The organism is Pseudomonas sp. IT-347P (assembly GCF_949768005.1).
In the GTDB taxonomy this organism is placed as follows: Bacteria; Pseudomonadota; Gammaproteobacteria; order Pseudomonadales; family Pseudomonadaceae; genus Aquipseudomonas.
In genome coordinates, this window is record NZ_CATKPQ010000057.1 from 25,904 (window position 1) to 44,510 (window position 18,607).

Genomic DNA, 18,607 nt, shown 5'->3' on the forward strand with positions numbered 1-18,607 from the left:
AGGGTTCGCAATTAAGGTTTCGCGGCCAACAGATGGATGTTGCTACGCGGGACGCTTGAGGAAACCTGCAATGACGACTCGTCAGCCACTGTACAAATCCCTGTATTTCCAGGTGATCGTTGCCATCGCCATCGGCATCCTGCTTGGTCACTTCTATCCTCAGACCGGTGTGGCCCTCAAGCCACTGGGTGACGGGTTCATTAAACTGATCAAAATGGTCATCGCCCCGATCATCTTCTGTACCGTTGTCAGCGGCATCGCCGGCATGCAGAACATGAAATCCGTGGGCAAGACCGGCGGCTACGCGCTGCTGTACTTCGAAATCGTTTCGACCATTGCCCTGCTGATCGGTCTGGTCGTGGTCAACGTTGTGCAACCGGGCGCCGGCATGCACATCGACGTCACCACCCTCGACGCCTCGAAAATCGCCACCTATGTGACGGCCAGTAAAGACCAGAGCATTGTCGGCTTCCTCCTCAATGTGATCCCGAACACCATCGTCGGCGCATTCGCCACCGGTGACATCCTGCAAGTGCTGATGTTCTCGGTGATCTTCGGTTACGCCCTGCATCGCCTGGGTTCTTACGGTCGTCCGCTGCTGGACATGATCGATCGCTTCGCCCACGTCATGTTCAACATCATCAACATGATCATGAAACTGGCGCCACTGGGTGCGCTGGGCGCCATGGCGTTCACCATCGGTGCCTACGGTGTCGGCTCGCTGGTGCAACTGGGCCAGTTGATGATCTGCTTCTACATCACCTGCATCCTGTTCGTTGTGCTGGTGCTGGGTGCGATCTGCCGTGCTCACGGTTTCAGCGTGTTCAAACTGGTGCGTTACATCCGTGAAGAGCTGTTGATCGTACTGGGTACGTCCTCGTCGGAATCGGCACTGCCACGCATGCTGATCAAGATGGAGCGTCTGGGCGCGAAGAAATCGGTAGTCGGTCTGGTGATCCCGACCGGTTACTCGTTCAACCTCGACGGTACTTCGATCTACCTGACCATGGCGGCCGTGTTCATCGCTCAGGCGACCGACACCCACATGGACATCACCCACCAGATCACCCTGCTGCTGGTATTGCTGCTGTCCTCCAAAGGTGCGGCTGGCGTGACCGGTTCGGGCTTCATCGTGCTGGCGGCGACCCTGTCGGCGGTCGGTCACCTGCCGGTGGCCGGTCTGGCGCTGATCCTCGGTATCGACCGCTTCATGTCCGAAGCCCGCGCATTGACTAACCTGGTGGGTAACGCGGTAGCGACCATCGTGGTTGCCAAGTGGGTCAAGGAACTGGATACCGATCAACTGCAAACCGAGCTGGCCTCGGGCGGTCGCGGTATCTCGGATGAGCGTGAAGAAGATGACTTGGGTGTAGCCGAAGGCCCGACTCCAAGCAATGTAAAATAAGCACTGCTTACCTGGAAAAACCCGCTTCGGCGGGTTTTTTCTTGCCTGCGGTTTGAGCGTAACGGTCACACCCGCTGACATTTGCGGTGATTGCCGTTCGCGACATCGCTGCCTAGGCTGAGTAGATCGCTCAAGGAGTTCTCCCATGTCTGCACCGCTGGCCTCACTGAAGATCCTCGATTTCTCGACGTTGTTGCCGGGGCCGTTCGCCTCGCTGTTGCTGGCGGACATGGGCGCTGAAGTGCTGCGCATCGAGTCACCGACGCGCATGGATTTACTGCGCGTGTTGCCGCCGCACGATGGCGGGATGTCCGCCAGTCACGCTTATCTGAATCGCAACAAACGCAGCCTGGCGCTGGATCTCAAGCAGCCCGAGGCGCTGGAAGTGATCAAGCAATTGCTGGCCGATTACGACATCGTCCTCGAGCAGTTTCGCCCCGGTGTGATGGAGCGTCTGGGCCTGGGCTATGAAGCGCTGAAGGCGATCAATCCGAAGCTGATATATGTGTCGATCACCGGTTACGGCCAGACCGGGCCGTACAAGGATCGCGCCGGGCATGACATCAACTATCTGGCGCTGGCGGGGCTGGCCAGTTACACCGGCCGCGCCGACAGCGGCCCGTTGCCGCTGGGCATGCAAGTGGCGGATGTCGCCGGTGGCTCGTTGCACGGGGTGATCGGCTTGTTGGCGGCGGTGATTGCGCGACAGCAAACGGGGCAGGGTACACATCTGGATGTGAGCATGACCGACTGCGCGTTCAGCCTGAATGCCATGGCCGGTGCCGGCTATCTGGCGTGCGGCGAAGAGCCTGAATGGGAGGAGCAGATGCTCAATGGTGGCAGTTTCTACGACTACTACCGCTCCCGCGACGGACGCTGGATGTCGGTGGGCAGTCTGGAACCGGGCTTTATGCAGCAACTGTGTACGGCTTTGGGCCGGCCGGAGTTGGCAGCGCAGGGTTTGTCCCCCAAGCCTGAACAGCAGCGGGCATTGAAATACGCGCTGACGGTCGAGTTTGAAAAACATGACTTTGCCGAGTTGTGCGAGATGTTCGCCGGGATCGATGCATGTGTCGAGCCAGTGTTGAGGCTGGGGGAGGCGGTACGCCATCCCCAGTTGCAGGCGCGGGAGCTGGTGACGCAGGTGCCACGTGGCGATGGCACGACGCAGGCGCAGATGACGTGTCCGTTGAAGTTTTCCGAGGCGTTGCCGGCACCGCGGCATGTTGGCGCGGTGTTGGGGCAGCATACAAATCAGGTGTTGGCGGAGTTGGGGTTGAGTCCTTCGAAAATTGAAGAGCTGCGCCGTGCCAAAGTCATTCTTTAGTGCCTGTGCCGACCCTTTCGCGAGCAAGCTCGCTCCCACAGGAGAATGCATTCCAAGGTGGGAGCGAGCTTGCTCGCGAAGAGGCCAGAACAGGCAATAAAAAACTGACTATTCGACGCGCATCTCACCACTGAACACCAAGGTGCTCCGGCATCGCCGACACAAATACCGCCGCCCCTGCCGTACCAGGCTATGACGTTGCGCCGAAAACGGAAAATCACTGTCGGCGCACGGGCATTTGTAAATGTAGCGAGTCACGCTGCGCCGTTTGATTGCATAAGTGTGGCAGCGATCCGGCGGCAGTTCGTAAACGCCACGCATGATCAGTTGCCATTCCTCGCCGTGGGGTTGAATGCGCTCGCCAAACAGTTGGTGGGCGATCAGGTGCGCGACTTCGTGGGCCACGGTCTGCTTGAGGAAGTGTTCGGTGTTTTCCCGGTACAGCTGCGGATTGAAGCGCAGCAGGTTCTCGTGCAGATGCGCGACACCGGCTTTTTGCCCGCGCAGCTTGAGGCTGACGACGGGGCGTGGGAAGGAGCGTTTGAAAAAGGATTCAGCGAGTTGGTAACAGTCTTCGACGCGGGTATTGAGTTGCTCGGGCATGCTTGATGGATCTCCAGAGACGTCGAGTATGCCGCAACGCTGTGGACTTGCGAATCGTCGAGCTGCCGAATGGTCATCCTTGAAACGACAAGGCCGCCTTGCGGCGGCCTGTGATCAGCCTGTCGAGTCAGTTGGTATACACAGGCCCAACGCCCAGCCCCCAGACAATCACGGTGAACGCCATGATGGCGACCAGCACCACCAGACCCACCGCCAGCACCGAACTGGAAAACAGGAAACCTTCGTCCGACGGAATATTCATGAACGTCGGCAGACCCACATACAACAGATAAACCGTGTAACAGATGGCCGCCGTACCGACGATCATCCCCAGCCACATATGCGGATACAGCGCCGCCAGACCGCCGACGAACAACGGTGTCGCGGTATAAGTGGCAAATGCGACACAACGGGCCAGACTCGGGTTTGCGTCATACGTACGCGCCATCCAGTGCACGAAGGCGCCCATGACCGCGACCCCGCCCAGCATCGCCAGGTAGGACATGATCGTCATCCACAGCGCGCTTTCAAAGGTCAGCATGACCGGTGCGCGGTTGCCGATCACCCAGCCCACCTGAGTCGTACCGATAAAGGCCGAAACAGCGGGGATTGCCGCCAGAATCAGCGTGTGGGTGAGGTACATGTGGCTGATGCTTTCCTCTTGGTCGCCACGGATTTCCTTCCATTCCTGATCGGGGTGGGTAAAAAGTCCCACTACGTGATGGATCATGCCAGTCACTCCTCTTGTTATTGCCATCGCCCCCCAACGGAGCGCCTACGGGCCAAGGTGGCCGAGCAAATACAGGTCTTCAGATTGTGTGCGACCTTATGTCGCAGTATAGAAAGGACTTACCCGCACAGGTATTAGGGGCTTAGAGCAAATCGCGCTGTAAACACGGGGCTTAATCGCCTCGGGGTCTGTGCACATGCTATTGGCCGACGACGACAACCTGTGCCCACAACCCGGGGTTTTTGCGTAAAATGCCGGCCTTTCGTCACACCTCACGGATTTCGCGTCATGGGCACTCTTACGGTCAACCAGAACAAACTGCAAAAGCGCCTGCGCCGCCTGGCCGGCGAAGCGGTCGCCGATTTCAACATGATTGAGGACGGCGACAAGGTCATGGTCTGCCTGTCCGGGGGCAAGGACAGCTACACCATGCTCGATGTGCTGCTGCATCTGCAGAAGGTGGCCCCGATCAAGTTCGAGATCGTCGCGGTAAACATGGACCAGAAGCAGCCGGGCTTCCCCGAACATGTGCTGCCGGCCTATCTGAAAGAACTGGGTGTCGAGTACCACATCGTCGAGAAAGACACCTACTCGGTGGTCAAGGAACTGATTCCGGAAGGCAAGACCACTTGCTCGCTGTGCTCGCGCCTGCGTCGCGGCACGCTATACACCTTCGCCGATGAGATCGGTGCGACGAAAATGGCCCTCGGTCACCACCGTGATGACATCGTCGAGACGTTTTTCCTCAATATGTTCTTCAACGGCTCGCTCAAGGCCATGCCGCCGAAGTTGCGTGCCGATGACGGTCGCAACGTGGTGATCCGCCCGCTGGCGTACTGCAACGAGAAGGACATTCAGGCGTATTCGGACTTCAAGGAATTCCCGATCATCCCGTGCAACCTCTGCGGTTCCCAGGAAAACCTGCAGCGTCAGGTGGTCAAGGAAATGCTTCAGGACTGGGAGCGCAAGACCCCGGGCCGTACTGAAAGCATCTTCCGCAGTCTGCAGAACGTGATCCCGTCGCAGCTGGCCGACCGCAACCTGTTCGACTTCACCAGCCTGAAGATCGACGAGACGGCAGCTTCGCGCTTCGTCAACGTCGTCAACCTGTAAACCCGATCCATGTGGGAGCGAGCTTGCTCGCGAAGGCGTCGTGTCAGCCGACATCTGTGTTGAATGACAGACCGCTTTCGCGAGCAAGCTCGCTCCCACAGTGTTTTGTGTTCACAGGTAAAATTTCATTTTCAATTCCCAGGAGAGGGCATGCGCGATTACAAGTGGCTGCACGAATACTGTCTGAACCGCTTCGGTTCGGCGGCTGAACTGGAAGCCCATCTGCCCGTTCCCAAGACTCCCGCGCAACTGCGTAAGATCAGCGACGACCGCTACCTCTCGACCATGGCTCTGCGCGTGTTCCGCGCCGGCCTCAAGCACAGTCTGGTCGACGCCAAATGGCCGGCCTTCGAAGAAGTGTTCTTCAGGTTCGACCCGGAAAAAGTCGTGCTGATGAGCGCCGAGCACCTTGAGCGCCTGATGCAGGATGCGCGGATCATCCGCCACCTGGGCAAACTCAAGAGCGTGCCGCGCAATGCGCAGTTCATCCTCGACGTCGAGAAAGAAAAGGGCAGCTTCGGCGCACTGATCGCCGACTGGCCGGTGACCGATATCGTCGGCCTGTGGACGTACCTGAAAAAGCATGGCCATCAATTGGGCGGGCTCTCCGCGCCACGGTTTTTGCGCATGGTCGGCAAGGACACCTTTGTGCCGAGTTACGACGTGGTCGCGGCGCTGAATGCGCAGAAGATCGTCGACAAGGTGCCGACCAGTCTGCGCGATCTGGCGATCGTGCAGGAGGCGTTCAACCAGTGGCATGAGCAGAGTGGCGGGCGGGCGATGAGCCAGATTTCGATGATGCTCGCTTACACCGTCAACCATTGAGACCGAGTCGCGCCTATCGCGAGCAGGCTCACTCCTACAGGTGATTTGTGAACGCCACAGATCCCCTGTAGGAGTGAGCCTGCTCGCGATAGCTATTTGTCAGGCGACGGAGATTTCTCCTTCGCCAGCCAACTTGCGATTCAACTGATACCGCCACCGCACATACAACAGCGCCGAGCAGAACACCGCCAGGCTGACCATCATCTCCAGCACGCCAAACCACTGCCGGCTCGGGTCATACGCCGCCAGTGCGCCTTTGATGAAATACAGGTTCACCACAAAACACATCCACGAATGCCCACGGGCGCTGCCCATGATCATCGCGGGAGCGAGAACGATCCACGGGATCAACTCGACCAGCAGAATCACCCACGGCCGCGCACCGTGCAGGTCGGCGAACAGCAGATAGTAGGCCGCCAGCAAACCGGCGAGGGCGAAAAAGCTCAGCAGACTGAGCACCCGCATCGCCTTCACCCGAGGCTCAAGCCACTCGACACTGGGCAGGATCTTCGGCTTCTTCGCCACCCTCAGCCCTCCAGTTTTTGCGCAGTCTTGGCTAGACGCAGGCCGAGTGCGCGACACAGCGCCACTTCGTGCGGATCAAGGCCGTTTTTGCCGTCGGCCCCAGCGTGATGGCTGGCACCGTAAGGCGTACCGCCGCCCTGGGTTTCCAGCAGCGCCGACTCGCTGTACGGCAGACCGGTGATGAGCATGCCGTGGTGCAACAGCGGCAACATCATCGACAGCAGCGTGGTTTCCTGCCCACCGTGCAAACTGGCGGTGGAGGTGAACACGCCGGCCGGTTTGCCGACGAGGGCGCCGGTCAGCCAGAGGTTACTGGTGCCGTCGAGAAAGTACTTCAGCGGCGCGGCCATGTTGCCGAAACGGGTCGGGCTGCCGAGGGCGAGACCGGCGCAGTTCTTCAAATCATCGAGGGTCGCGTACAGCGCGCCTTCGTCCGGAATGTCCGGAGCCACGGCTTCGCACTCGGTGGAAATCGCCGGCACGGTGCGCAGGCGCGCTTCGAGTCCAGCCTGTTCGACCCCGCGGGCAATCTGCCGGGCCATTTCGTTGGTCGAACCGCTGCGGCTGTAATACAGCACCAGAATGTATGGCGCGCTCACGGCAGCAACTCCAGGATATTTTCCGGTGGACGGCCGATGACGGCTTTGTCGCCGACTTCAAGAATCGGCCGCTCCATCAGTTTCGGATGCTGGGCGATGGCGTCGATCAATTGCGCTTCGCTGAGGCTTTCGTCCGCTAGCTGAAGCATTTTGTATTCATCTTCCCCGCTGCGCAGCAACTGGCGGACGCTGATCCCCAGCTTGCCGAGCAGGGCCTTGATTTGCGCCGCATTCAGCGGGGTTTCCAGGTAACGCACGACGTTCGGGGTCAGGCCGCGGGCTTCAAGCAGCTCCAGCGCGCCGCGGGATTTCGAGCAGCGCGGATTGTGATAAAGCGTCAGATCGGTCATGGCGGGTCGCTTCTGGCGTAAAGTGGCGGCTATTCTAACTGTGCAGCGCGCAATCCAGAACCTTCAGAGGCGATGGGTCGCAGGCGCCTTCAAATTTTCACAAGGAACACGACATGACACGGCGATTGGCAGCGGCATTGACGATAATCGGGGCGTTGATGCTGGGGGGCTGCGGCAATGATTACGGGATCGATCAGAACGGTCAGAAAGTGGCGTCCGAGCGTTTGGATAAACAATGGGTAGTGCTGAACTACTGGGCCGAATGGTGCGGCCCGTGCCGGACCGAGATTCCGGAACTCAACCATTTGGCTGATGAGCTGAAGAGCAGGAATGTTGGCGTGTTCGGGGTCAACTTCGACAATGTCCAAGGCGAGGAGCTGAAGAGCGCCAGCGAGAAGCTGGGCATCAAGTTCACCGTGCTGGCGCAGGATCCGGCGGAGCTGTTTGACGTGCCGCGCAGTGAAGCGCTGCCGGTGACGTACATCATCGACGACAAGGGCAAGGTGCGGGAACAGTTGATGGGCGAGCAGACGGCGGCGGGGGTGATGGCGAAACTGGAGGCGTTGCAGGCGACCAAGTAACGTCAAAAGCCCCTCACCCCAGCCCTCTCCCAAAGGGAGAGGGGGCCGACCGAGGTGTCTGGCGAGTTACATCGACCTGAGAGATCGAGTTGATTGTGAATTCACCAAAACCAGATCCGCTCGATTAGGCAGTCGCCAGAGCGGGATTCGATCGATTATGGATTCGGCGATGGCCGTTCAGGTCGACGTAGCTCCCCAATATCCCCCAATCAGTCCCCTCTCCCTCTGGGAGAGGGCTAGGCGGGCGGCGTTCCGATGAGGGCATCGGCGGACTCATCGACCTAAAAGATCCAGTCGATTATGGATTCAATTGCACTCGTTCAGGTCGATGTACTTCTCCAATATCCCCCAATCAGTCCCCTCTCCCTCTGGGAGAGGGTTAGGGTGAGGGCATCGGCGGACTAGCCAATCACCCCTCTTCCAGCCACCAGCGCAGCGGCTTGCCCTCAGCCGGCCAGAAGCGCATCTGCTCGATCGGCGAGATGTCCCAGCGCTCGACATGCTCCAGCGCCTGCAAAAAGCGCTGTTCCTGCTCCATCAGTGCAGGGGCACAAAGCTTGCGGGTCTTGCCGATCTTGCCGAAGGTCAGCTTGTCACCGTCCAGCGTATACGGCGCAAACCAATGGTTACAGCCGCCGTTGCCATAGGCGCGACCATCATCGCCCAGGGTCACGGTCAGATGGCTGTAATCCATCAGCGGTCGCTCGCCAATCCACTCCAGAATGTAGCTGCGGTTCTGTTGCAGTTGCACGGGCTCTGCCGCGCAACCCACCAGACCCACAGCGACCATGGCGGTCAGGGCCAAGCGTTTCATCACGCAGGCTCCTGGCATTTCGGGCACAGGTGCTTGTCGCCAATGGTTTTCCAGCCCAGCTCGGCGATGCGCGCGGTGGCCGCCGGTTTCTCGGCGGTTTTGCCGAGTTTGGCATCCACGGCGAATTCGAAGCTCAGCTCTTTCGCGCAGCTGTCGCAGTTGACCTGCCAGGTGTGGATCGCCAGCTCACCGAATACCGGGCCCGTGGTCATCGCGGTCCATTGGCCCGGCGGGTTGATCAGGTGGCGGACGGTATCAACGGTCAGGCGCATGGACAGGTCCTTGCTGCCTTTGAGGGTGACCAACAGTGCGTCACCGATGCGAATCGAGCCACCATTGCCGGTGACCTGATAGCGGCCCGGAACGAGGGCGCGGCATTCGGTGAGGGTGTGTTGCGGGTTCATCAGGGTGTAGCGGAAATCGTGTTCGACCATGGGTCCTCCAAATATGCGCGACATGCTAGCACGGGCTTGATTGCAGAATGATGCGCGCGTGCGACCTTCGATCCGGTTCAAATGCCGCGCCACTCATGGCAAACTGCCGGCCTCGAATCTGAAGGAACGGAACATGGCGCTGATCGAATGTTATGAATGCAAAAAGAGCATCAGCTCCGTAGCCAGCGCGTGCATTCATTGTGGGGCTCCGATGCTGGAGCAAAGCGCTCAAACGCAGGCGGCACCGGCTCAGCCGTCGACGATTTCTTTCGGCAGTCTGCCGCGTAACAAAGCGGTGCCCGACGTCAGTGCTCCAGCACCTGAGCCGCAGCCTTTACCGAAAGTCATGCCAGCCGCTGCCCGACGTCGGCGCCAGCAGCCAGCTGAACAACCGGCCACTGAGCAGGCCAATGCCGACGGCAGCCGTCCGGTGGAAGGCTGGCTGAAGATCATGGTCTTCCTGATGCCTATGTTTTTCGTCTGGTTCCTGCTGCGCAACGGCCATTCGATGAAGCAGCGCTTTTTTGGTTTCGGCTGGCTGGCGCTGTTGATTCTGGCGTCGTCGCTTTCACCGAAATAAGCCGCTGGACTGTCAACCCTCGACCTGGTTCTGCGGCGCGCCTGCCGCCCAGGTCGCGATGTTGTGCAAGGTGGTTGCGGCAATCGCCCCCAGCGCTTCATGGGTCAGAAACGCCTGATGGGCGGTGATGATCACGTTGGGAAAAGTCAGCAATCGCGCCAGCACATCGTCCTGCAAGGGCAGGTCGGAGCGATCCTCGAAAAACAGCTGCGCCTCTTCTTCATAGACATCCAGACCCAGATAGCCCAGTTGGCCGTCCTTCAGTGCATCAATCAGCGCCGGCGTGTCGACCAGACCACCGCGGCCGGTATTGATGAGCATGGCGCCGGCCTGCATGTGCGCCAGTGAATCGCGGTTGATCAGGTGTTTGCTCTGCTCGTTGAGCGGGCAGTGCAGGCTGACGATCCGCGATTGCGCGAGTAACTGCGGCAGGCTCAGATAGCGTGCCCCCAACGCCAGCACATCCGGATTCGGGAAAGGGTCATAGGCCAGCAGCTCACAGCCGAAACCGTGCATGATTTTGGCGAAGGTCGCGCCGATCTGCCCGGTGCCGACAATCCCCACGGTTTTGCCGACCAGATCGAAACCGGTCAGGCCATGCAGGCTGAAATCGCCTTCACGGGTGCGGTTATAGGCACGGTGCAGGCGACGGTTGAGGGCCAGAATCAGCGCCACGGCGTGTTCGGCCACCGCATGCGGCGAATAGGCCGGCACGCGCACCACGGCCAGTCCCAGACGTTTCGCCGCGCCCAGGTCGACGTGGTTGTAACCCGCCGAGCGCAGGGCAATCAGGCGTGTGCCGCCCGCCGCCAGACGCTCCAGCACTGCAGCGCTGAGGTCATCATTGATGAACGCACAAACCACGTCGTGTTGGTCGGCCAGCGCGGCCGTATCGAGGCTGAGCCGGGCCGGTTGAAAGTGCAGCTCGATACCCGTCGGGCAATCGGCGGCGAGAAAACTGTCGCGGTCGTAGGTCTGGCTGCTGAACACGAGTGTGCGCATGAATTCCTCCTGGAGCATCGACACGGATTGAATCACCCGAACCCACTTTAGCGCTGTTGGCGTTGACCGGCATTGCTGTGGATCAGGCGCTGATCTTCGCTTGTGCAGCCAACCGGTTGATCGCCCGCTCTAGCTCATCCAGGGCCAGTGCCGCTTTCGGGTCGTCCTGTTTGAGCAGCGTTTCACTGCGCTGGCAGGTAGCACGCAACTGCGGCACACCGCAGTACCGCGTCGCGCCGTGCAGGCGATGCACGCGTTCAAGCAGCGCATTCTGATCGTGGCTGTCGCGTGCCGCGCGAATGGCTTCGCGGTCGGCTTCCAGAGACGCGAGCAGCATCGCCAGCATGTCCGCCGCCAGATCAGCCTTGCCGGCGGCCAGGCGCAAACCTTCCTCGTGATCGAGCACCGGCAATTCATTATTGCCGGCGGCGTTGTCGCTGAGCCGTTCCGGCCCTTGATTGCGTAAAGCCAGGCCGGTCCATTTCAGTACCACTTGCGCCAGTTGCCGCTCGCTGATCGGTTTGGTCAGGTAATCGTCCATGCCGCTTTGCAGCAGCGCGCGTTTTTCGTTGGCCATGGCATGGGCGGTGAGGGCGACGATCGGCAGTGGCGTAGAGTGCCGCTCGCTTTCCCACTGGCGAATGGTTTCGGTGCTCTGGCGGCCGTCCATGCCGGGCATCTGCACGTCCATCAGCACCAGATCGAAGGATTCGCTCTGCACCGCTTTGACCGCCGCGTAGCCGCTTTCCACTGCGAGTACCTTGGCGCCCATGTCTTCGAGCAGGGTTTGCACCAGCAGCAGGTTGGCCGGGTTGTCGTCGACACACAGGACTTTCGGTGCACGGCTCGACAACGGTTCGCCCGGCTCATTGCGCGGCTGGCGCGGGTTGACCAGATCGGCCAGGGCCCGGCGCAGTTTGCGCGTGCAGGCCGGTTTCGCTTGCAGCTGACTGTGCGGGTTCGGCACCGATAAATGGAACAGCGTCTGTTCGGTGGTCGGGCACAGCACCAGCACTTTGCAGCCGAGGTGTTCGAGGTCCCAGATGTGCTGATTCAAACGCTCGGGCAGCATGTCGTTGCTGGTGATGCCGATGACCGCCAGATCAATCGCCTGATCGGTCTGGTGCGCGCCAGTGACGCCGTTGGTCAAGGTTTCCAGGGTATTGAACGGCGTGACATCGAGGCCGCAATCTTCCAGTTGGTGCTGCAAGGCCTGACGCGCCAGTTCGTGACTTTCCAGCACCGCCACGCGGCGCCCGAGCAACGGCGCGGCCGGCAAGTCTTCGGCGTCGTCGCGGGTTTTCGGCAGGCTCAGGCTGATCCAGAATTCCGAGCCTTCGCCCGGCGTGCTGTCGACGCCGATTTCACCGCCCATCTGTTCGATCAGGCGCTTGGAAATCACCAGCCCCAGACCGGTGCCGCCCGGTTGCCGCGACAGCGAGTTGTCGGCCTGACTGAAGGCCTGGAACAACGCGCGCACGTCCTGATTCGACAGGCCGATGCCAGTATCCTGAATGCTGATGCGCAGTTGCACGCTGTCTTCGTGTTCATCTTCAAGCATCGCGCGGGCGACGATGGTGCCTTCGCGGGTGAACTTGATTGCGTTGCTGACCAGGTTGGTGAGGATCTGCTTCAGGCGCAGCGGATCACCGACCAGCGACAGCGGCGTGTCGCGATAGACCAGACTGACCAGTTCCAGCTGTTTGGCGTGCGCGGCGGGGGCGAGGATGGTCAGGGTGTCCTGCAACAGGTCGCGCAGGTTGAACGGAATGTGGTCGAGCACCAGTTTGCCGGCCTCGATTTTCGAGAAGTCGAGGATCTCGTTGATGATCCCCAGCAGGCTGTCGGCGGACTTCTCGATGGTGCCCAGATAATCGAGCTGGCGCGGGGTCAGTTCGCTTTTTTGCAGCAGGTGCGTGAAGCCGAGAATGCCGTTGAGCGGCGTGCGGATTTCGTGGCTCATGTTGGCGAGGAATTCGGATTTGATCCGGCTCGCCTCCAGCGCCTCTTTGCGCGCCAGGTCGAGTTCGATGTTCTGGATCTCGATGGTTTCCAGGTTCTGGCGCACGTCTTCGGTGGCCTGATCGACGCTGTGTTGCAGTTCTTCGCGGGCGTTCTGCAGGGTGCCGGCCATGCGGTTGATGCCGGAGGCCAGCTCATCCAGTTCCTGGCTACCGAGTGGCGGCAGGCGGGTTTCCAGATGGCCGTCCTTGAGTTGCGCGACGGCCTGTTTGATCTGGCTCAGCGGGCGGTTGATCGTGCGGCCCATGCGCAACGCCAGCAGGGCCGCGCCCACCAGGCCGGCGGCGATCAGCAACAGACTGGCAAACAGACTGCGATAACCGCGCAGCAACATGCCGTTGTGCGACAGCTCCAGTTCGACCCAGCCGAGCAGGCGTTCGGACTCTTGCGGGATCAGTTCGCCGGCGAGGTTGCGATGTTTGCCGAACACCGGCATCAGGTAACGCGTCGCGTCATTGCCGCTGCGCCGTTGCAATTGCGCGCTGTCGCCGCTCGGGGCTTGATTGAGCATGGTCGGGCCGGCATGCGCCAGCGGCGAGCGATCCGGGGCGAGGAAGGTCACTGCGCGCACGTCCGGCTGTTCAAGGGATTGCGTGGCGATGCGCTCCAGCAGTTCGCTGTTGCCGTGCCCCATGGCGGGGGCCACCAGTGGCGCCAGTTGCTCGGCGATCATTTCGCCGCGCTGCATCAATTGGCTCTGCAAGTCGGCCTGCTGCGTCCAGGTGAAATAACCACCCAGCACCAGCGCCATCAGGCTGGTCGGCAACAAGGTCAGCAGCAACACACGACCTTTGATTCCCAGTTTCTTGAGCACGCCTATCTCCTGCATCCCGCTGATCTGTTGACTCATGCATGCATCCAGCACGCGACATGGGCGCAGTGTAGCGATTTGCTCGCGGGCAATCTCCGGAAAAATGCGCTCGCCTCGGGGCAGGGCGGCGCTGCTCGTTGGTCAGCTCGGTCAACCTTGAGTTGCCCGCTGTCCGACAATCTTGAATAATCGCGCTCAACTGAGAATTACTTGCAGATACTCATGACTCCTGTTTCCGCTGGCCAGCCACGCATTCTTTCCATTGAAGACGACCCCGTTCTCGGCGCCTATGTTCACGAACATCTGGGCCGCAGCGGCTTTCAGGTGACCTGGTGCCAGAACGGCCAGGAAGGCCTGAACATCGCCACCGCCCAGCCGTTCGACGTGGTGCTGATGGATATCCTCTTGCCGGGCCTGGACGGTTTGCAGGTGTTGACGCAATTGCGCCAGAGCCATTCCACGCCGGTGCTGCTGATGTCGGCCCTCGGCGCCGAGGCCGATCGCATCAGCGGTTTCCGTCTCGGTGCCGACGATTATTTGCCCAAGCCGTTCAGCATGGCCGAGTTGCATGTGCGCATCGAAGCGATCCTGCGTCGGGTGGCGCTGGATCGGCGACCGGCATTGCTGGCGGCGCCAGTGGCGCCCGGTACGCTGCGCTTCGACGATGAACAGAGCGATGTGTTTTTCCGTGAACGACCCGCCGGGCTGACCCGTAGCGAATACCGTTTGCTGGAAACCCTCAATCGCAACGACGAGGAAGTGCTGAGCAAAGCCTTCCTTTATCAGCACGTTCTGCAGCGTGGATACGCGGCCCATGACCGCAGTCTCGACATGCACATCAGCCAGATCCGCCGCAAACTGAAAGCCATCGGTTACACCGAACGCGAAGTGCGCACCGTCTGGGGCAAGGGTTACGTGTTGAGCGCCGCTGATGAAACGCTCTGAACTGCCGGGGCGGCATTCACTGTTCTGGAAACTGGCGTTTCTGCTGGTGGCATTCTGTCTGCTGATGATCTGGCTGAGCTGGTCGTGGGGCCGCTATATGGAGGAGCGCAACCAGTTCCTCTCCGACGAGGCGCGCGGCACCCTGACGCGTTACGCCGCGCAAGCGGAACAGGCGTGGCAGCATGGCGGCCGCAACGGCGTCGATGACTGGCTGCAGAGCATGGAATTGCGCGAGGCCAGTTGGGTCGGCGTCATCGGCAGCAATTTGCATTCGCTGGGCAGTGATGCGCTGAATGATCAGGAACTCCAGCACCTGACTTTTTTGCGCGGCCTCGACTGGCCGATCCACAAGAAGGGACGGCCGTGGTTGCGCATTCCTTTTCCCAAAGAACCGTCTGCCGGCAGCCTGGTGATCGAATTGCCCGAGCGATTTGTTCCGGGCAAGTATCGGCTGTTCTGGCGCGTCATCACCAACGGCGTGATTCCCGGTCTGTTCACGTTATTACTGTGTGTCGGTCTGTACCGCTTGCTGGTCGTGCCCCTGAACAACCTGCGCGAACAGGCCAACGCCTGGCGGGCGGACCAACTGAATGTACGGCTGTCGAGCGGCATCACCCAGCGGCCGGATGAACTTGGCGAACTGGCGCGGGCATTCGACTCGATGTCCGAGCGCCTGCAATCCACTGTGGCTCTGCAACAGCAACTGCTGCGTGATCTGTCCCACGAGCTGCGCACACCGCTGAGCCGACTGCGAGTGGCCAGCGAAAGCGAGCAAGACCTGCTGCAACTGCGCGAGCGCATCAGTCGGGAAGTCGACGGCATGCAACGACTGGTCGAAGACACGTTGCAATTGGCCTGGCTCGACACTGATCGCAGCCCGTTGCCGGACGAAGCCATCCAGATTCAGGCCCTGTGGGAAATGCTCACGGACAATGCCTGTTATGAAAGCGGCTGGCCGAGTGTGCAATTGCAATGTTCGGTCGAGGCGTCGTGCTGGGTGCGAGGCAACCTGAATACACTGGCGCAGGCGCTGGAGAATATTTTGCGTAACGCCATTCGGCATTCGCCGCCGGGCGCGATTGTGCGTCTTGATGGTCGGCGCGATGGCGATTACTGGCATCTGTGGCTGGAAGACCAGGGCGGCGGCGTAGCGGAAGGAGATCTCGAAAGGATCTTCTCCGCGTTCACTCGACTCGACGGCTCGCGGCCCGGAAATGGTGGATTTGGTTTGGGGCTGAGCATTGCGCGCAATGCCGTGCAGCGTCAGGGCGGGAGTATTTGGGCGGAGAACAGTAAGGCCGGATTGCGCTTGAATTTGCGCTTGGTCGCTGCGGGTGATGTTGCGTCGACGGACGCCTTCGCGAGCAAGCCCGCTCCCACAGTGGATCTCGGTTCGCCGCAGATTGTGTGAACAACGCTGATCCCCTGTGGGAGCGGGCTTGCTCGCGAAGATGCCATACACATCACCGCCCATTAAGATGACCCACCGCAAAAGTCGCACCACTGACGCGACTTTTAATCCCTTATTCCCATAAACCATAAGCACCGCACTTTGCGTGATATGGCCTTCGCAGGTTTGCCGGTATGATAGGCGCCCCCGCACGTCTGGATTGCGAATACGCCATGACCCTGCAGTACCCAACCATCGCCGATTGCGTCGGCAACACGCCGCTGGTGCGTTTGCAGCGCCTGCCCGGTGCTACCAGCAACACCCTATTGCTCAAGCTCGAAGGGAATAACCCGGCGGGTTCGGTCAAGGACCGTCCGGCGTTGTCGATGATCACCCGCGCCGAGTTGCGCGGGCAGATCAATCCCGGCGACACGTTGATCGAAGCGACCTCGGGCAACACCGGCATCGCGTTGGCCATGGCTGCCGCGATCAAGGGTTACAAGATGATCCTGATCATGCCGGACAACTCCAGCGCCGAGCGCAAAGCGGCGATGACCGCTTACGGTGCCGAGCTGATTCTGGTCAGCCAGGAAGAAGGCATGGAAGGCGCCCGCGACCTCGCCCAGCGCATGGAAGCTGAAGGCCGTGGCAAGGTGCTCGATCAGTTCGCCAACGGCGACAATCCTGAAGCGCACTACACCACCACCGGTCCGGAAATCTGGCGTCAGACCCAGGGCACCATCACCCATTTCGTCAGTTCGATGGGCACCACCGGCACCATCATGGGCGTATCGCGCTACTTGAAAGAGCAGAGCGACAGCGTGCAGATCGTCGGTCTGCAACCGATGGAAGGCTCGGCCATTCCCGGTATCCGCCGCTGGCCGCAGGAATACCTGCCGAAGATCTACCAGGCCGATCGCGTCGACCGCATCGTCGACATGGCGCAAAGCGAAGCCGAGGACGTGACCCGGCGTCTGGCCCGCGAAGAAGGCATCTTCTGCGGCGTGTCCTCGGGTGGTGCGGTGGCAGCGATGCTGCGCCTGTCCAGAGAAGTTGAAAACGCGGTGATCGTCGCGATCATCTGCGACCGTGGCGACCGTTACCTGTCGACCGGCATTTTCGACGCGCTCAACTGATGGCCAAGCATGAGAGAGGCCTGCGCTTCCAGCCCACGGGCGGGAGCAAGGCCGCGCAAATCCCGACTGGCAAAAAACAGCGCTTGAGCATCGAGCGCCTGGCCAATGACGGTCGCGGTATCGCGTTTTTCGAAGGCAAAACCTGGTTCGTCCTCGGCGCCCTCGCCGGTGAAGAGGTTGAAGCACGGGTGCTCGGCGCTCACGGCAAAGTGGTCGAGGCGCGCACCGAACGCGTGTTCAAGGCCAGCGAGTTGCGTCGCCCGGCACCGTGTCAGCACGCCGGCCGTTGCGGCGGTTGCAGCGTTCAGCATTTGCCCCACGGCGAACAACTTGCCCTGAAACAGCGCATGCTCGCCGAGCAGTTGTCGCGTGTCGCCGGTGTCGAACCGCAAGAGTGGGCAGCGCCACTGACCGGCCCGGAATTCGGCTATCGCCGCCGTGCCCGGATCGCGGTGCGCTGGGACATGAAAGCGAAGAAACTCGAAGTCGGTTTCCGTGCCGCCGGCAGTCAGGACATCGTCGCCATCAACGAATGCCCGGTGCTGGTACAGCCCTTGCAGCCGATCATGAGCCGTTTGCCGGAGATGCTTCGCCGATTGAGCAAACCGCAAGCGCTGGGCCATGTCGAGTTGTTCAGTGGCTCGTCACTGGCGGTGCTGCTGCGGCACATGGCGCCGTTGTCCGAAGCGGATCTGACGATCCTCAAGGACTTCTGCCAGTTCCATGAAGCGCAATTGTGGCTGCATGGCGAAGGCGAGCCACAACCGGTCGATGCGACCCAGTCTCTGGGCTATCGCCTGGAACAGTGGGATCTCGATCTGGCGTACCGCCCGGGTGACTTCATTCAGGTCAACGCCGGCGTCAACGAAGCCATGGTTGCGCAGGCGCTGGACTGGTTGAAACCGCAGGCTGACGAGCGTGTGCTGGATCTGTTCTGCGGCCTCGGCAACTTCGCTTTGCCGCTGGCCAGAAGCGTGCGTGAAGTGGTCGCGGTCGAAGGCGTGCAGACGATGGTTGAACGGGCCGAAGCCAACGCCGCTAGTAACAATTTGCATAACACAAAGTTTTTTCAAGCCGATTTATCCCAGCCTTTGACCGATGCCCAGTGGATCGGAAAAGGCTTTTCTGCGGTACTCTTGGACCCACCGCGTGACGGTGCTTTCGAGGTGGTTCGCAAGCTGGCGACCCTGGGTGCCAAACGGTTGGTGTATGTGTCGTGCAACCCTGCAACTCTGGCGCGCGATACGGTCGAATTGATCAAGCAGGGCTACCGGTTAAAACGTGCCGGGATTCTCGATATGTTTCCTCAGACGGCACATGTCGAGGCCATGGCGTTATTTGAAGCGAGCCAGGATGGCTCGTCTGAATCCGCCTGATCTGTCCGCACAGCGCTCGCTTTAGCCCCGCGAGTGCAA

Annotated in this window: 19 protein-coding genes; 10 read left to right on the plus strand and 9 right to left on the minus strand. The window is 60.6% G+C overall.

Annotated features, from left to right (window positions below):
• Positions 1-70: 70 nt before the first annotated feature.
• Both ACM6IV_RS22545 and ACM6IV_RS22550 read left to right on the plus strand, forming a co-directional pair.
• A complete protein-coding gene (locus ACM6IV_RS22545; protein WP_414871720.1) occupies positions 71-1,405 on the plus strand; it encodes a dicarboxylate/amino acid:cation symporter in 1,335 nt (444 codons plus the stop codon).
• A gap of 145 nt (positions 1,406-1,550) precedes the next feature.
• Positions 1,551-2,732: a CaiB/BaiF CoA transferase family protein gene (locus tag ACM6IV_RS22550; protein WP_414871721.1), complete on the plus strand. Its 1,182-nt coding sequence runs from the start codon at positions 1,551-1,553 to the stop codon at positions 2,730-2,732.
• Between the two features lie 108 nt (positions 2,733-2,840).
• On the opposite strand, the gene ACM6IV_RS22555 is transcribed toward ACM6IV_RS22550, so the two are convergent.
• Together ACM6IV_RS22555 and ACM6IV_RS22560 are read right to left on the minus strand one after the other, a co-directional pair.
• Complete coding sequence (locus ACM6IV_RS22555; protein WP_122597276.1) at positions 2,841-3,335, minus strand: SprT family zinc-dependent metalloprotease; 495 nt, start codon at positions 3,333-3,335, stop codon at positions 2,841-2,843.
• A 127-nt stretch (positions 3,336-3,462) separates the two neighbouring features.
• Entirely contained in the window at positions 3,463-4,065 is a 603-nt protein-coding gene (locus ACM6IV_RS22560) for a Yip1 family protein (RefSeq protein WP_016773629.1), read from the minus strand.
• Between the two features lie 288 nt (positions 4,066-4,353).
• On the opposite strand from ACM6IV_RS22560, the gene ttcA reads away from it, so the two are divergent.
• Positions 4,354-5,178 (plus strand): tRNA 2-thiocytidine(32) synthetase TtcA, encoded by an 825-nt coding sequence (gene ttcA, locus ACM6IV_RS22565; protein ID WP_093442168.1) that lies wholly within the window; start codon positions 4,354-4,356, stop codon positions 5,176-5,178.
• Positions 5,179-5,328: 150 nt separating this feature from the next.
• Entirely contained in the window at positions 5,329-6,003 is a 675-nt protein-coding gene (locus ACM6IV_RS22570; protein ID WP_414871722.1) for a DNA-3-methyladenine glycosylase I, read from the plus strand.
• Positions 6,004-6,102: 99 nt separating this feature from the next.
• Here the strand turns inward: ACM6IV_RS22570 and ACM6IV_RS22575 are convergent, their stop codons facing one another.
• The 3 genes from ACM6IV_RS22575 to arsC are packed head-to-tail and all read right to left on the minus strand — an operon-like array spanning position 6,103 to position 7,477.
• Entirely contained in the window at positions 6,103-6,528 is a 426-nt protein-coding gene (locus ACM6IV_RS22575) for a DUF2069 domain-containing protein (RefSeq protein WP_414871723.1), read from the minus strand.
• 2 nt (positions 6,529-6,530) lie between these two features.
• On the minus strand, positions 6,531-7,127 hold the full coding sequence (gene wrbA, locus ACM6IV_RS22580; RefSeq protein ID WP_414871724.1) for an NAD(P)H:quinone oxidoreductase: 597 nt from the start codon (positions 7,125-7,127) through the stop codon (positions 6,531-6,533).
• Entirely contained in the window at positions 7,124-7,477 is a 354-nt protein-coding gene (gene arsC / locus ACM6IV_RS22585; RefSeq protein ID WP_414871725.1) for an arsenate reductase (glutaredoxin), read from the minus strand. The genes wrbA and arsC overlap by 4 nt, the downstream gene beginning before the upstream one ends.
• 113 nt (positions 7,478-7,590) lie before the next feature.
• Between arsC and ACM6IV_RS22590 the strand changes: the two genes are divergently transcribed.
• Positions 7,591-8,058 carry a TlpA family protein disulfide reductase gene (locus ACM6IV_RS22590; protein ID WP_414871726.1) on the plus strand — a complete coding sequence of 156 codons (468 nt, stop codon included), beginning with the start codon at positions 7,591-7,593 and terminating at the stop codon, positions 8,056-8,058.
• A 409-nt stretch (positions 8,059-8,467) separates the two neighbouring features.
• Here the strand turns inward: ACM6IV_RS22590 and ACM6IV_RS22595 are convergent, their stop codons facing one another.
• Both ACM6IV_RS22595 and ACM6IV_RS22600 read right to left on the minus strand, forming a co-directional pair.
• A complete protein-coding gene (locus tag ACM6IV_RS22595) occupies positions 8,468-8,872 on the minus strand; it encodes an META domain-containing protein (protein ID WP_414871727.1) in 405 nt (134 codons plus the stop codon).
• Positions 8,872-9,306 (minus strand): hypothetical protein, encoded by a 435-nt coding sequence (locus ACM6IV_RS22600; RefSeq protein ID WP_414871728.1) that lies wholly within the window; start codon positions 9,304-9,306, stop codon positions 8,872-8,874. Before ACM6IV_RS22600 ends, ACM6IV_RS22595 begins: the two co-directional genes overlap by 1 nt.
• Before the next feature lie 133 nt (positions 9,307-9,439).
• On the opposite strand from ACM6IV_RS22600, the gene ACM6IV_RS22605 reads away from it, so the two are divergent.
• The gene (locus ACM6IV_RS22605; protein WP_414871729.1) at positions 9,440-9,886 is read left to right on the plus strand and encodes a hypothetical protein; all 447 of its coding nucleotides are present in this window, start codon (positions 9,440-9,442) and stop codon (positions 9,884-9,886) included.
• 12 nt (positions 9,887-9,898) lie between these two features.
• Here ACM6IV_RS22605 and ACM6IV_RS22610 read toward each other — a convergent pair whose 3' ends face one another.
• Positions 9,899-10,888 carry a 2-hydroxyacid dehydrogenase gene (locus tag ACM6IV_RS22610; RefSeq protein ID WP_414871730.1) on the minus strand — a complete coding sequence of 330 codons (990 nt, stop codon included), beginning with the start codon at positions 10,886-10,888 and terminating at the stop codon, positions 9,899-9,901.
• 82 nt (positions 10,889-10,970) lie between these two features.
• Positions 10,971-13,724 (minus strand): response regulator, encoded by a 2,754-nt coding sequence (locus ACM6IV_RS22615; protein WP_414871963.1) that lies wholly within the window; start codon positions 13,722-13,724, stop codon positions 10,971-10,973.
• 219 nt (positions 13,725-13,943) lie between these two features.
• Between ACM6IV_RS22615 and ACM6IV_RS22620 the strand changes: the two genes are divergently transcribed.
• From ACM6IV_RS22620 to rlmD, 4 genes are all read left to right on the plus strand, one after another.
• On the plus strand, positions 13,944-14,666 hold the full coding sequence (locus tag ACM6IV_RS22620; RefSeq protein WP_414871731.1) for a response regulator transcription factor: 723 nt from the start codon (positions 13,944-13,946) through the stop codon (positions 14,664-14,666).
• The gene (locus ACM6IV_RS22625; protein ID WP_414871732.1) at positions 14,653-16,077 is read left to right on the plus strand and encodes a histidine kinase sensor domain-containing protein; all 1,425 of its coding nucleotides are present in this window, start codon (positions 14,653-14,655) and stop codon (positions 16,075-16,077) included. Before ACM6IV_RS22620 ends, ACM6IV_RS22625 begins: the two co-directional genes overlap by 14 nt.
• A gap of 212 nt (positions 16,078-16,289) precedes the next feature.
• Positions 16,290-17,192 carry a cysteine synthase CysM gene (cysM, locus tag ACM6IV_RS22630; RefSeq protein ID WP_414871964.1) on the plus strand — a complete coding sequence of 301 codons (903 nt, stop codon included), beginning with the start codon at positions 16,290-16,292 and terminating at the stop codon, positions 17,190-17,192.
• The gene (gene rlmD / locus ACM6IV_RS22635; RefSeq protein ID WP_414871733.1) at positions 17,192-18,568 is read left to right on the plus strand and encodes a 23S rRNA (uracil(1939)-C(5))-methyltransferase RlmD; all 1,377 of its coding nucleotides are present in this window, start codon (positions 17,192-17,194) and stop codon (positions 18,566-18,568) included. Before cysM ends, rlmD begins: the two co-directional genes overlap by 1 nt.
• Positions 18,569-18,607: the final 39 nt, after the last annotated feature.

Bases quoted from the DNA above. Each gene is read 5' to 3' on its own strand.
- ACM6IV_RS22545 (WP_414871720.1), top strand. From the start codon at position 71: ATGACGACTCGTCAGCCACTGTACAAATCCCTGTATTTCCAGGTGATC.
- ACM6IV_RS22550 (WP_414871721.1), top strand. From the start codon at position 1,551: ATGTCTGCACCGCTGGCCTCACTGAAGATCCTCGATTTCTCGACGTTG.
- ACM6IV_RS22555 (WP_122597276.1), bottom strand. From the start codon at position 3,335: ATGCCCGAGCAACTCAATACCCGCGTCGAAGACTGTTACCAACTCGCT.
- ACM6IV_RS22560 (WP_016773629.1), bottom strand. From the start codon at position 4,065: ATGATCCATCACGTAGTGGGACTTTTTACCCACCCCGATCAGGAATGG.
- ttcA (WP_093442168.1), top strand. From the start codon at position 4,354: ATGGGCACTCTTACGGTCAACCAGAACAAACTGCAAAAGCGCCTGCGC.
- ACM6IV_RS22570 (WP_414871722.1), top strand. From the start codon at position 5,329: ATGCGCGATTACAAGTGGCTGCACGAATACTGTCTGAACCGCTTCGGT.
- arsC (WP_414871725.1), bottom strand. From the start codon at position 7,477: ATGACCGATCTGACGCTTTATCACAATCCGCGCTGCTCGAAATCCCGC.
- ACM6IV_RS22590 (WP_414871726.1), top strand. From the start codon at position 7,591: ATGACACGGCGATTGGCAGCGGCATTGACGATAATCGGGGCGTTGATG.
- ACM6IV_RS22595 (WP_414871727.1), bottom strand. From the start codon at position 8,872: ATGAAACGCTTGGCCCTGACCGCCATGGTCGCTGTGGGTCTGGTGGGT.
- ACM6IV_RS22600 (WP_414871728.1), bottom strand. From the start codon at position 9,306: ATGGTCGAACACGATTTCCGCTACACCCTGATGAACCCGCAACACACC.
- ACM6IV_RS22605 (WP_414871729.1), top strand. From the start codon at position 9,440: ATGGCGCTGATCGAATGTTATGAATGCAAAAAGAGCATCAGCTCCGTA.
- ACM6IV_RS22610 (WP_414871730.1), bottom strand. From the start codon at position 10,888: ATGCGCACACTCGTGTTCAGCAGCCAGACCTACGACCGCGACAGTTTT.
- ACM6IV_RS22620 (WP_414871731.1), top strand. From the start codon at position 13,944: ATGACTCCTGTTTCCGCTGGCCAGCCACGCATTCTTTCCATTGAAGAC.
- ACM6IV_RS22625 (WP_414871732.1), top strand. From the start codon at position 14,653: ATGAAACGCTCTGAACTGCCGGGGCGGCATTCACTGTTCTGGAAACTG.
- cysM (WP_414871964.1), top strand. From the start codon at position 16,290: ATGACCCTGCAGTACCCAACCATCGCCGATTGCGTCGGCAACACGCCG.
- rlmD (WP_414871733.1), top strand. From the start codon at position 17,192: ATGGCCAAGCATGAGAGAGGCCTGCGCTTCCAGCCCACGGGCGGGAGC.